Genomic DNA, 12,469 nt, shown 5'->3' on the forward strand with positions numbered 1-12,469 from the left:
TTAGCCGGCATAGCCTTCCAGCACATTGACACAATTTGTCCCAAGCGCATCGATTGCGTAGCCGCCTTCCAGCACGAACAAGGTCGGGACACCCAGCTTTGCGAGGCGTTGGCCAAGGAGAAAATAGTCGTCGCTTTTGAACCGGAAGCCCGAAATCGGATCTTCCTCGAAACAGTCGAGCCCCAGCGAAACGATCATCACGTCCGGTTTGTAAACCAGCAACCAGCGGCAGGCTTCTTCAAGCGCGCCCGTATAACCGTCCCAATCGGTTCCGAGCGGGAGCGGCCAGTTACGTGTGAAGCCAGTTCCTGCGTGTTCGCCCGTTTCGTCTGCAAAGCCGAGGAAGTAGGGATACTCGATTTTGGGATCGGCATGAATTGAGAGGAACAGAACATCGGGCCGGTCGTAGAACAGGGCCTGTGTTCCGTTTCCATGATGATAGTCGACATCAAGTATCGCTATCCGGTTAAGGCCGTTGTCCCTGAGATATTGCGCGGCGACCGCAGCATTGTTGAAAAAACAGTAGCCACCGAAGAAGTCAAAACCGGCGTGATGACCGGGTGGCCGGCACAGCGCGAATGCGGAGGATTCGCCATCCAGAAGAAGCTTTGCCGCCGTCAGCGCGGTCTCGGCGGATGCACGTGCCGCCTTGAAAGTATGTTCACCAAGCGGCGTCCCGGCATCCATGGAATATCTGCCCAACAGACCGTCTATATGATCGATCTCCACATCCTGGCGCAAGCTGCGGATCGGCCATACGAATGGAAATGCTTCCTTGCTACGGCCGGCATCGGTCCACCGGCTCCAGAAGCTTTCAAGAAAAGAGACATAGTGCGGCGCATGAACCCGGTGGATCGGGCGAACCGGGAAGTCGTCCGGTGCGATCACGTCGCCTACCCCGCGTTCCTTGACTGATTTCAGGACAAATTCAGCGCGGCTCGGAATTTCAACGGCGGGCTTCAATTCACCGTCAGAGATTTCCTGGGCAGGGGCATGCGCGAGCTGGAGGTCAGAAAAAACCGTTTTCACAATCTGCCTCCTTTGCCTTCATGGTTCGAGCCCCACCACTTTGAGAGGTACTACTGTAGCCCAAATCAGGAAAAACGGAATTCCGTAACATGGCTATATGTTTGTGAAGGTTGTAGCAGGACAGGAGTAAATTCTTTCTGATTGACGCTGTCCGGCCAGCGCTGTGCTTCCAGACACAACCCCGCGTGGGCACCATAGGCTCGGCCTGAGAGGCCAGGTACCGGTATGTCCAGCCGCGCGGCATCATAGAGCTGCAATCCGGGTTCCGTTGTCCAGACTTCCATGCGGCGTTCACCGTCGCGATCTTCAAGCGCGGCCGCAAATTCGGCTGTCTGCCTCGGCGCGGCTGCAAGACAGAAGTTATGATCGTATTGGACCGCGTCCTCGCCAGTCTTGTGTCTGAGCTTCCTGCCTTCGCGAAAATCGAACGGTGTCCACTCGACCCGGCGAATTTCGCCCGTCGGAATAAGTGTCTCATCGACCGGCAGATATGTTTCGGCGGCAATCTCCAGATTGTGGTCAAGGATGTCCTTGCTGCCATCCAGATTGAAATAACTGTGCTGCGTCAGGTTCACCGGGGTCGTCTGGTCCGTTGTCGCCGTGATCTTGACCCGAAGCGCGCCAGCCCCGGTCAACGTATAGCGAACAAGAGCCTCGACGCGCCCCGGATAGCCCATGTCGGTGTCTTCGGACACAATCTTCAGAAGCACGCTGGCCTTGTCGCTTTGCTCAAGGTCCCAGTTCCGGTGTGAAAACCCGGCGGCACCGCCGTGAAGATGGTGCGCGCCGTTGTTACGATCGAGTTGATACGTTTTTCCGTCGACGACCATGTTCCCATGCGCAATCCGATTGGCACAGCGCCCGGCGATAACGCCGAAATAGGGCGAATGATCAAGATAGCTTTGAAGGTCCTCGAAACCGAGGACGACCGACTGGCCGTCGATCTTCAAATCGCGGATGATCGCACCATAGGTCAGGATGGACGCTTCCAGCGCACCTTTCTTCAAAGTGACTTCCCGAACGGGCGTCCCATCCGGAAGTGTGCCGAATTCACTGATCATGTTCATTCTCGCGGGTTCATGCGCAACGAAGGGTCATCAGTCCCTTGTCTCGCAAGGTTCCGGCCTCAAATCGTCTGATTGTATTCGCCGACTTCCGGGTTTTCGCGCAACACGCCATCGACCGCCTTGAACATCTCGTGCAGTCTCTCTTCAGAAGCAGGGCTTTCGACAACGACAACCAGTTCCGGCTTGTTCGAAGAGGCCCTGACGAGCCCCCAGGTGCCATCATCGGTCACGACCCGCACCCCGTTGACCGTGATCAGATCCGTGATCTCCCGGCCGGCTATCGGTTCGCCGCTGTCCTTCATCTGCCGGAATTTCGAAACGACACGCTCCACCACGTCGTATTTGATTTCGTCGGCACATTTTGGAGACATTGTCGGTGAACCCCAGGTCTTGGGAAGGTCGCGGCGCAGGTCTGCCATCGTCTTTCCGGGGTTTCGGTCAAGCATATCAAGAATGGCGATTGCGGACACAAGGCCGTCGTCGTACCCCCGCCCGATCGGTGCGTTGAAGAAATAGTGGCCTGACTTTTCAAATCCGACAATTGCCTCAAGCTCGTTGACACGGCGCTTGATGTAGGAATGCCCCGTTTTGAAGTAGTCGGTTTTTGCGCCATTCGCTTTCAGAACCGGGTCGGTGTTGAAGAGCCCGGTCGACTTCACATCAACAACAAACTGGCTGCCCGGATGGAGGGCGGAGATATCGCGCGCAAGCATGACGCCGACCTTATCGGCAAAGATCTCTTCGCCCTCATTGTCGACAACGCCGCAACGGTCACCGTCACCGTCGAAGCCTAGTCCGACTTCAGCGCCGCTTTCCAGAACCTGGTCCCGCAGCGCATGAAGCATCTTCATGTCTTCCGGGTTCGGGTTGTAGCGCGGAAACGTGTGATCGAGTTCAGCGTCGAGCGGTATGACGTCCGCGCCCAACGCTTCCAAAATTTTCGGGGCGAATGCGCCTGCCGTACCATTGCCGCAGGCAGCCACCACCTTGATCGGGCGTTTCAGTTTCGGCCTGTCCGTCAGGTCCTTGATGTACACATCCGGGAAGCCGTCGACAAACCGGTAGCTGCCACCGCCTCTAAGATCGAAAGCGGCCTCCAGAACAATTTCCTTCAAACGGCCCATTTCGCCAGGGCCGAAAGTCATCGGCCGGTCTATGCCCATCTTCACACCGGTCCAGCCGTTGTCGTTGTGGGACGCGGTGATCATCGCCACTGCCGGCACGTCCAGCGCGAACTGGGCGAAATAGGCCATCGGAGACAGCGCCAGTCCGATGTCGTGCACATTGACACCCGATGCCAGCAATCCGTTCACGACCGCCATCTTGATGGAGGCGGAATACCCGCGGAAATCATGACCGACGGCGATGTCCGGGCGGATTCCCCGCTCATGCATGAGCGTGCCGATACCCATGCCGAGCGCCTGCATACCCATCAGGTTGATCTCTTCTTCAAAGAGCCAGCGCGCGTCGTATTCGCGGAACCCGGTTGGTTTCACCATCGGGAGGGATTCATATTCAAGCGTGTTGGGAGGCAAACTCGGACGTGGTTTTGGAAACATCAAACCCTCTTGGTGTCTGAAAGAGATGCACTAGACGCGAAACCGGGAACTGCGCTCAAGATTATTGAACAAGTACAAGTGTGCCGCTCGATATGTCAAACCGCTTGAGTTGGCTGAGCGCCGACATGCCGAGAAGTGGAACGCCGAGACTTTCGTCTCCCAGAACAATCGCGTCGACGTTTCTGAAGCGGATGGCGCCGATACGAAGCTTGTCGATCACGGCTCTCGCGCCGTAAACGGTCCCGTTTGCCGTGCCGATGGGGTGCTTGAAATCCGACGGTGACAGAAAAATGCCGATATCGCGGGCAACCGATTTCGGAAGTGCGGTCACGGTTGCACCCGTGTCGACAAGCATGTCGATCGCGCGCCCATTCGCATAGGCATCAGCCACATAGTGTCCCCGGCGATCGACGGAAATCCTGTGTTTTCTGGGGCCTGAAGTCACTTCCTCGTCGGCCTCGGCATGGTCAGGCCGGTCAATTGAATTCAGGCGTGCTTCAACAAGGCTCGGCACAATAGGTGCGAGGCCAATCAGGACCAGCAGAATGATGACATACCGCAACATGGTGCTTTCCGGGCATTTCAACAGGCCTGTCCGGGGTAGCACAGTTTCCTTAGCGGGCTGTAAAACCAATTCAGAAGATTTGATCTGCCAGGCGTGCGATCTCGTCCTGTTCGGGTGCGCTTGACTGTGCTCCGGTCGCCGTACACGCCAATGCGCCTGCAGCAACGCCTTCTTTCAGAGCACGCTCAAACGGTTTTCCGTTGTCCAGGGATGCCGCCAAAGCTCCGCAAAACGCGTCACCTGCCCCGGTCGTATCAACCGCGCTGACAGCGGGCGCTCCAAAACAATACCTGTTCCCGCCCTGACCGGCGAGAACGCCTTTTGACCCAAGAGTGACCACGACGGATCGCGACGACGTTGCAAAATGACCGATGAACATGTCGAGATCGGTTGAAAGACCTGCCCGGCCGGCGATCTCCGCTGCCTCGCTTTCATTGACAATGAGCGTATCAATCGCATTGAGACAGGGTAGAAATTCGTCTTCCGGAACCGGCGCAGGGTTCCAGATAACTTTCGCGCCCTTCGCTTTAGCCCTGCCGATCGCCGGCCGCATCTGCGCGAACGGAACCTCGCCCTGAAGCAAAAGAGTGCCTCCGGCAGCCAGGACCGGTTCGACCCATTGCGCCTCGACACGGGCGTTCGCACCACTGGCAACGATGATCTGGTTTTCACCTGCAGCGTCTATGCCAATGAGGGCGAGCCCGGTGGCACCTGGCAACTTGCGCACGCCGGCAAGATCGACGCCTGCATCTTGCATGTTCGAGACCGCGATTGTTCCAAAGGCATCCTGCCCGATCGCACCTACCATGGCGACATTCGCGCCGGCCCTTTTGGCGGCGAGAGCCTGGTTTGCCCCCTTTCCGCCCGGGAATGTCTGGTGATCGGGTCCTCTGACCGTTTCTCCGGCCGTCGGCAATCGTTGAACGACGACGACAAGATCAAGATTGATGGAACCGAAAACCGTAATCATGACGCCCGAATTGCTTATTTGGTGCCGTACATCCGGTCACCTGCATCGCCGAGGCCGGGAACGATGTAGCCCTTCTCGTTCAGCTTTTCGTCGATTGCAGCAGTGTAGATCGGGACATCAGGGTGCATTTCGTTGAATTTCGCGACACCTTCCGGAGCGGCCAGCAGGCAGAGAAACCGAACGTTGTTCGCGCCGCGTTCTTTGAGTTTCTGGACGGCGGCGATCGCTGAATTCGCGGTCGCGAGCATCGGGTCAACCACGATCACAAGCCGCTCGTTCAGGTCTTCAGGCGCCTTGAAGTAGTATTCAACCGGATGGAGCGTTTCGGGGTCACGATAAAGACCGATGTGAGCAACCCGTGCGGACGGCACGAGTTCCAGCATGCCTTCCAGAAGTCCGTTACCAGCGCGCAGAACTGAGGCAAAAACGAGTTTCTTGCCGGCCAACATCGGCGCCTGCATTTCAGCCAGGGGCGTTTCGATGGTCTGGCGGACGATCGGCAGATCGCGGGTCACCTCGTAACAAAGCAAGGTCGAGATTTCGCGCAGCAGCCGCCGGAAACCCTGCGTGGACGTTCCCTTGTCGCGCATGATGGTCAGCTTGTGCTGAACCAGCGGGTGACTGATGACATTGGCTCCGGACATGGAAGCAGACCTTTCGTAACATTTGCAGCAGCCATTTGTTAGTTCAAGAGATTGATGTCAAATGGCTTTCTGACTTTTCTTGTTGCTTTTGGCAGCCGCAAGCGGCGGCCAATAGTGGCCCCGTTCGGGTGACTTGGGCGGGTATCGGGTCGCAGTTGGACAGCTACCCCTGATTAAGTGTTCTTACCTTGGTAGCACGAGGAAAGAAAAGACCAAAAGCGGCAAAAAGGACTCAGCGCGTTGGCTGTGAAAAAACAGGAGCGCTCCGGATAAACATGCAGCGCTGTCAGGCACGCAAGAACAGGCATTCGCGGGCTGTGAATGAAGCGTAGCGAGGCCTGCGTTCAAGACGCCACGAACGCTCATAGCCGCGCAACAATTTAGGCACCAATACCCAAAACACGCGTGCGGCCTGCGATTGTGGGGTATGGCTGCCGCGACCGGCTGGAGGTCTGGATGGCGTATGCCGCATCCGGCATGGGCCGCGCGACAGGCAGCGAGCTGACACTCCGAGCAAGCGTTTTTCTTCTCCGTTCCCTCACCGTGGCCACGATCCACTCGCCAAGGCCCCAGTTTATGAAGAATGTCGCGACGATTGTGACGGCATACTGGAGTTTTATCATCTCGAAATTCCATTCACCCGATCCGGCGAGCGCGCCGGAAGCAAGCAAAAGACGCGCGGTCACGACCATCGCAAGATAGGAATAGCTGCGAATGATCCAGGCAATGTGCCGCTCCAGATCACCGGACATGATCGTATGAACGGCAATAAGGGTCGACAGGCACCAGCCGATAGCGCCGGCCGTATAGGCTATGCTGGTCAACAGCATGTCGTGGTGAAGACTCCATGCCAGCGGGATCGCCGTCGTGGATGCGATGATAGCCGAAACTGCGTATATCTTCCCGAGAACCGCGTGCCAGCGTGACTTGACCCCGCACAAAATCGCAAGGAACTGGATAGCTCCACTGACCATGGCGACGGTCCCTGCAATACCGTGCGCAAAGAACGGCAGTTTCGGGTGCGCTGCTGCCATCTTTAGGAACATGGAAGTCTCGTAGACCAGCGGAAACGAGTCCTGGACTTGCGCGCCGAATTGCCACGCGATGTAGAAGATCATTTTCCAGGCCATGAAGGCTGCAAAAACCAAGCAGAAGAGAAGCAACAGAATGGCAATGACCTGCAAGACGTTTTGCCGGGGCGCTGCGCTTTGCAAGGTGATTGCGCAGTTTTTTGTGAAGCCGATCAGCACGGGTCGCATCAGAAAATCCTCGTCTGTGTTCAACGCGGCAGGCAATTTGCCGTCCTTGAGGACAATCTGTGCGATAACGGGCCCGTTACCCTGTGATGCGGGACACTCCACAAGCGCCGATTTTCCCGTCCAGTGTTGCTCAAATGCGAAACATGCCGGAAACCGGACGCAGCCGGGAGGCAGCTTTTCAACTTGAGGGCTGGAAAGCCGGCGCGAATTGCGTCGTGTGAACCCGGCTGTCCGATGCTCAACACGACTGGCTAGAAGCGGGTTCCACGGGACGAGACACGCGAGCTTTGGTTTGGTTGGATAGCCTGCCGAAAGGCCGAGCGGATCACGGTCAACTCGGACCCTGTGTCACAGACCGGCTCGACGGAAATTCGTTGTCCTGAGCAATGGTTCCACGATGCCCAAGACCGTTCCTGTTACTTTCGATCTTCAGGACCTACGCCCCGAACGGCAACCAGAAAACAGCCCCCGGATTGAGATAGCGCCCGAGTTTTGCGGTCTCGTTGCCTGATTTTTCCAAAATCCGGTTTCCTGCCCGACTTGTGCCGCCCTCCAGGATGCAGGTCAACGGCAGTTGCCCGGCAGGCACTTCCAGTTCCCGGCGCAACAGCTGTGCGAGCTTGTCTGTAAGCGCACCGGTGACCGCACGAATTTCGATCATCCGGTCGCGCACACCGGCTTCCGTCGGCGCTTCGGGTCCGTCCTTGATCTTCAGAACTCCTGTCTGGACAAACAGGGCGGCGTGCGCATCATCGGCCGGAGCCGTCAGGAGATCGAGGTCACTGACTTCAAGTCCGGCCCATGCAAACGGTTCGACCAGGGAATAGACCATTTCCTGCGCTGCCATGTGGAACGGAAAAACAGTAGCAGGTTCGCCATCCTGCAACGAAGCGTGCAGGAAACTGTCGCCGAGCGTGATGTCGTCAAGCTCGGCACCTCCCAGCCATACGGGCGCGAGCGCTTCCAACAGTTTGTCGAGCAGTGTTTCCGCGCTGACCGCGTTTTCGTCTTCCCGCGCCAATTGGACCATGAGCAGGCCCGGACGCGTGAAATACCCTTCTGAAAACATATCCGATCGCAACGCCAGCGCTTCGCCCAGACGTTTGAGATGCTGCTGCATGGCTTCCAGGAGATCCGCATCATCCTGCAGATCCCACTGCAGACCGGAGGCGAGTTCATCCTTTTCCATCCGGATCAGAGTTTCCGCATCGACACGGTAAGGATCCGTCATTTCGCTGGAAAAGGAGCCAGACGCAAACATATGAAACGCTGCCAGCGCCGATGCCTGTTTTCCCGAGACGCTGGTCTCGGTCATCTGGTCTTCATAGGCCCAATCGCGCGGGTGCATGGTTTTCATGTAAGCGCTGAGGACAGCGAGATCCGCAGCGGCGGCCAGCATTTCCCCGGCGTTTTCGTACGACCGGGCGTTGGCAAGTGCCGCCCAACGGTCAATGCCACCGGCTTCAAAATCCCGCCAGACGCCATAAGGCGGGATATGAAAATCCGGGTAGTTTTCCTTAGTCGTTTCCAGGACCATCAGAAGCGTATCGCCGAGCTTCGACATGTCCACCTGAACATGCTTGAGACCGCTGCCGGTCGCTTGCTGGAGAAGATCGTCAGACCTGCGCCGGATTTCCTGCGGCTTGAACAGTGCCAGTTTCGAATTCAAGGGCTCCATCTTGAAACACCTCCGTCAGCCGTCGCTGTCCTGCTGGTTCGCGCTGTCCAGTCTTACCAAAAGCCGCTTCTTGGTGGCCGTGTCGCAAAATGCGGCCTCAATGGCAGTTCTTGTTATCGCCATCTGGTCTTCAAAGGACCAGCCGAATGTATCGGCGACGGAAGTGTATTCCTTGCCGAGCGTCGTGCCGAAGTAGGGGGGATCGTCTGAGTTCAGCGTGATCTTGACCCCTTCCTTGCGCAGGATATTGACAGGGTGAAAACGGAGGTGGGAGTAAACGCCGAGAGCGACATTCGACCCCGGACAAACTTCCAGCACGATTTCCTCATCGACAAGGCGCTCGACGAGGCCTCGGTCTTCGATCGCCCGAACGCCATGGCCAATGCGCTTGACGCGCAGAAACTCCATTGCCGCAATGACGCTGTCGGGACCGCCAAATTCTCCGGCGTGCGCGGTGGTGCCGAGTCCAGCGTCGGCAGCTATGCGAAACGCTCTGGAAAAATTGGCGGGATGTCCCGATCTTTCATCGCCGGCAAGGCCGAAGCCGGTAACCAGGGGATGGGGATTGGCAACCACTTCCTTGACGACCCGCTCGACCGAAGCTGACCCGAAATGACGGATACCGATCGCGATCATCCGGCCTTCAATCGCCGTTTCGGTTTTCGCCCGCTCTATACCGGCTGCCAGACCCTCGACATAGGACCGGTAGGAAAGACCGGCCGCCTGCGCATGGTCCGGGGAGATCGTGATCTCGCCGTAGATGGCACCTTCGGCCGCCATCATCCGGAAATAGGTCTCTGCAAGAAGCGCGTAGTCCGCCGGAACCTTGAAGACGGAACTTGCGACGTCATAGGCCTTCAGGAAGCTGGTGAAATCCGACCAGACATATTTACCCTTGGAATCGATCACCTCGGAGACGTCGACACCATGTCTGCCGGCAAGACGTTTGACCAGATTTGTTGGAGCCGCGCCTTCAATGTGGCAATGCAGTTCCGCCTTTGGGACATTCACGTTCTGACTCATTTCAGGCGGGACCTGCCAAACTGGTTTGTGACGGGACGAACACCCATTGCCACGTTAAAGAAAACTCGCACCGTGGGGACCTTGCGCGATACCGAGATGCTCCGCAACACTCTCACCGATATCTGCATAGGTTTTGCGTCCGCCAACGCCTCGTCCCGCCAATCCGGGCCCTGTTGCAATGACCGGAACATTCTCGCGCGTGTGATCTGTTCCCTTCCAGGTCGGATCGCAGCCGTGGTCGGCGGTCAGGATCAAGAGGTCGCCGGGCTGCATCCTGTCGATCATTTCCGGAAGCCGCCGGTCGAAATGCTCAAGCGCTGCCGCATAGCCCGGCACGTCCCTGCGGTGACCGTAGAGCGAGTCGAAATCGATGAAGTTCGAAAACACAAGGTCACCGTCACCGACCATTTCCATGGCTTCGAGCGTCTTTTCGAACAGCTGATCGTTGCCCGCTCCCTTCAGCACTTTCGCAACACCCTGATGGGCAAAAATGTCTGATATCTTGCCGACGCCTATCACAGTGCGTCCATTGGAACTCAAACGGTCCAGCAAGGTTGGCTCAGGCGGCAGGACCGAATAGTCGCGGCGATTGGCGGTTCTTTCGAATGTCTGCGAAGTCTCGCCCAGAAACGGGCGCGCGATCACGCGTCCGATGTTGTACGGGTCGGCAAATTCCCTTGTGGTTTCGCAAAGCTTCAGCAGCCGTTCCAGGCCGAAATGCTCTTCGTGGGCTGCGATCTGGATCACGGAATCCGCAGATGTGTAGAAAATCGGCTTTCCCGTTTCAACATGGGCTTCACCAAGTTCGGCGATGATCTCGGTGCCTGAGGCATGTTTGTTTCCAAGAATACCATCAAGCCCTGCTGCTTCGCTGATCTTGCTGATGAGGTCTGCCGGAAAAGCAGGGATTTCCGCTGGGAAATAGCCCCAGTCGAAGCGAACGGGAACACCTGCAATTTCCCAGTGGCCCGACGGTGTATCCTTGCCGTTGGAAACTTCCGCGGCATAGCCCCAAAGGCCTTGAGGGTCGCCGGCATAATCAAGCCCGGGGATTGTCTTGCCGGTGGAAAGCCGTCCGGCGGCACCCAGTCCAAGCCGATCCATGTTAGGCAGCTGAAGCAGCCCGCTCCGCAAACCGTCCCGGTCGCCTTTGCCCTGCGCACAATACTCCGCGATATGGCCGAGCGTATCGGACCCGACATCCCCGAACGCCTCCGCGTCCGCGGCGCCTCCGATACCGAAACTGTCGAGCACGCACAGGATTGCTCTTGGCATGGGTGTCTCCTCAAATCTATATTTTTTGCCGGTCGAACGGACCGGTGACCAACCGGACCGAGAGGTCCGGTCGGTTTTGGCTCAGAGCGCGATACGGTCGACAACGCTGGGGTTGTCGGCAACGTCGACTGGCGATCCGATCGTATAGGCGTTTCGAATGGCTATTGCCGCGTGCTCAGCCTCTTCTTCAGAGCGCGCATGCACGATCGCAAGCGGCGCATCCGCGTCCACGGAGTTGCCGATGCCGGCAAGATCGGTCAGGCCGACGGACGGGTCGATGATGTCCGCAGCCGCTCTTCGCCCGCCCCCAAGAGCAACGACGGCGACGCCGACAGCGCGAGCATCAACGGCCGTCACCGTTCCTTCCGTTTCGGCATAAATCGGAGCCTGTACCGGAGCTTTTGCCAGGTAAAGCTCACTCTTCTCCAGGAAATCGACGGGACCGCCGAGCGCGTGGACCATCTGCGCGAACTTTTCGGCGGCCTTGCCGCTGTCGAACGCTTCGCGCATCATCTCCGAACCTACATCCGCCGAGGGTGCGATGCCGCCGGATGCCAGCAATTCGCCGCCCTGGGCTACAGTCACATCCCAAAGACGGTTGTCGACCGAGGTCCCTTTCAGGAAGTCGACCGCATTTTGCATCTCAATTGCATTGCCGGCCGCTGACGCGAGAGGCTCGTTCATGTCTGTCAGGAGAGCGGTCGTTTTCAAGCCGGCACCGTTGGCGACCAGGACCAGGCTCTCGGCAAGTGCCCTTGCCTCTTCCAATGAGGCCATGAATGCACCCGTTCCCCATTTGACATCGAGGACGAGGCCCTGAAGACCGGCTGCCAGTTTCTTGGACAAAATGGACGCGGTGATCAGATCAATGCTTTCCACCGTCGCGGTTACGTCCCGTATCGCGTAAAAACGCTTGTCCGCGGGAGCAAGATTACCGGTCTGGCCGATCACGGCGCAGCCGATGTCACGGACGACTTTCTTGAACAGGAGATTGTCCGGCTGGGTCTGATAGCCCGGAATGCTGTCGAACTTGTCAAGCGTTCCGCCGGTGTGGCCGAGACCGCGACCGGAAATCATCGGCACGGCGGCGCCGCACGCAGCAAGCGCGGGCGCCAGCATCAGCGACACGTTGTCTCCAACGCCACCCGTCGAATGCTTGTCGAGGATCGGGGCTTCGACTTCCATCCAGTTCATGACATCGCCGCTGTCCCGCATGGCGAGCGTGAGCGCGACGCGCTCGTCGACAGTAAGACCCTTGAAAAAGACAGCCATCGCGAGCGCGGACACCTGTCCCTCGGTCACAGAGTGATCGGCAAGACCCCGGACGAAGAATGCAATTTCCTCGGCGGTTAGGACGCCACCGTCCCGCTTCTTCCGAATGAGTTCCTGCGGCAGCATTA

The 12,469-nt window shown here is 57.9% G+C and carries 11 protein-coding genes; all 11 read right to left on the minus strand.

Annotated features, from left to right (window positions below; translation table 11 throughout):
• The 11 genes from Q0915_RS15535 to deoA all read right to left on the minus strand — a co-directional run bounded on the left by Q0915_RS15535 (nt 1) and on the right by deoA (nt 12,467).
• Nucleotides 1–1,029 carry a histone deacetylase family protein gene (locus Q0915_RS15535; protein WP_299475190.1) on the minus strand — a complete coding sequence of 343 codons (1,029 nt, stop codon included), beginning with the start codon at nt 1,027–1,029 and terminating at the stop codon, nt 1–3.
• Between the two features lie 65 nt (nt 1,030–1,094).
• A complete protein-coding gene (locus Q0915_RS15540) occupies nt 1,095–2,090 on the minus strand; it encodes an aldose epimerase family protein (protein WP_299475193.1) in 996 nt (331 codons plus the stop codon).
• Between the two features lie 65 nt (nt 2,091–2,155).
• Nucleotides 2,156–3,655 carry a phosphomannomutase/phosphoglucomutase gene (locus tag Q0915_RS15545; protein ID WP_299475196.1) on the minus strand — a complete coding sequence of 500 codons (1,500 nt, stop codon included), beginning with the start codon at nt 3,653–3,655 and terminating at the stop codon, nt 2,156–2,158.
• Nucleotides 3,656–3,716: 61 nt separating this feature from the next.
• Complete coding sequence (locus Q0915_RS15550; RefSeq protein WP_299475199.1) at nt 3,717–4,220, minus strand: TIGR02281 family clan AA aspartic protease; 504 nt, start codon at nt 4,218–4,220, stop codon at nt 3,717–3,719.
• Between the two features lie 70 nt (nt 4,221–4,290).
• Nucleotides 4,291–5,190 carry a ribokinase gene (locus Q0915_RS15555; protein WP_299475202.1) on the minus strand — a complete coding sequence of 300 codons (900 nt, stop codon included), beginning with the start codon at nt 5,188–5,190 and terminating at the stop codon, nt 4,291–4,293.
• Nucleotides 5,191–5,204: 14 nt separating this feature from the next.
• Entirely contained in the window at nt 5,205–5,834 is a 630-nt protein-coding gene (gene upp, locus Q0915_RS15560; protein ID WP_299475205.1) for a uracil phosphoribosyltransferase, read from the minus strand.
• A gap of 380 nt (nt 5,835–6,214) precedes the next feature.
• Entirely contained in the window at nt 6,215–7,093 is an 879-nt protein-coding gene (locus tag Q0915_RS15565; protein WP_299475208.1) for a DUF2306 domain-containing protein, read from the minus strand.
• Nucleotides 7,094–7,529: 436 nt separating this feature from the next.
• Complete coding sequence (locus tag Q0915_RS15570) at nt 7,530–8,771, minus strand: DUF1688 family protein (protein ID WP_299475210.1); 1,242 nt, start codon at nt 8,769–8,771, stop codon at nt 7,530–7,532.
• Between the two features lie 15 nt (nt 8,772–8,786).
• Nucleotides 8,787–9,794 carry an adenosine deaminase gene (locus Q0915_RS15575; RefSeq protein ID WP_299475213.1) on the minus strand — a complete coding sequence of 336 codons (1,008 nt, stop codon included), beginning with the start codon at nt 9,792–9,794 and terminating at the stop codon, nt 8,787–8,789.
• 54 nt (nt 9,795–9,848) lie between these two features.
• Nucleotides 9,849–11,069, minus strand: coding sequence for a phosphopentomutase (locus tag Q0915_RS15580; protein WP_299475216.1), 1,221 nt, complete (start codon nt 11,067–11,069; stop codon nt 9,849–9,851).
• 81 nt (nt 11,070–11,150) lie between these two features.
• Nucleotides 11,151–12,467 (minus strand): thymidine phosphorylase, encoded by a 1,317-nt coding sequence (deoA, locus tag Q0915_RS15585; protein WP_299475219.1) that lies wholly within the window; start codon nt 12,465–12,467, stop codon nt 11,151–11,153.
• Between the last annotated feature and the right edge of the window lie 2 nt (nt 12,468–12,469).

Origin of the sequence: uncultured Roseibium sp. (assembly GCF_947494555.1) — a bacterium.
GTDB lineage: Bacteria > Pseudomonadota > Alphaproteobacteria > Rhizobiales > Stappiaceae > Roseibium.

Bases quoted from the DNA above. Each gene is read 5' to 3' on its own strand.
- upp (WP_299475205.1), bottom strand. From the start codon at position 5,834: ATGTCCGGAGCCAATGTCATCAGTCACCCGCTGGTTCAGCACAAGCTG.
- Q0915_RS15545 (WP_299475196.1), bottom strand. From the start codon at position 3,655: ATGTTTCCAAAACCACGTCCGAGTTTGCCTCCCAACACGCTTGAATAT.
- Q0915_RS15580 (WP_299475216.1), bottom strand. From the start codon at position 11,069: ATGCCAAGAGCAATCCTGTGCGTGCTCGACAGTTTCGGTATCGGAGGC.
- deoA (WP_299475219.1), bottom strand. From the start codon at position 12,467: ATGCTGCCGCAGGAACTCATTCGGAAGAAGCGGGACGGTGGCGTCCTA.
- Q0915_RS15565 (WP_299475208.1), bottom strand. From the start codon at position 7,093: ATGCGACCCGTGCTGATCGGCTTCACAAAAAACTGCGCAATCACCTTG.
- Q0915_RS15570 (WP_299475210.1), bottom strand. From the start codon at position 8,771: ATGGAGCCCTTGAATTCGAAACTGGCACTGTTCAAGCCGCAGGAAATC.
- Q0915_RS15575 (WP_299475213.1), bottom strand. From the start codon at position 9,794: ATGAGTCAGAACGTGAATGTCCCAAAGGCGGAACTGCATTGCCACATT.
- Q0915_RS15540 (WP_299475193.1), bottom strand. From the start codon at position 2,090: ATGATCAGTGAATTCGGCACACTTCCGGATGGGACGCCCGTTCGGGAA.
- Q0915_RS15555 (WP_299475202.1), bottom strand. From the start codon at position 5,190: ATGATTACGGTTTTCGGTTCCATCAATCTTGATCTTGTCGTCGTCGTT.
- Q0915_RS15550 (WP_299475199.1), bottom strand. From the start codon at position 4,220: ATGTTGCGGTATGTCATCATTCTGCTGGTCCTGATTGGCCTCGCACCT.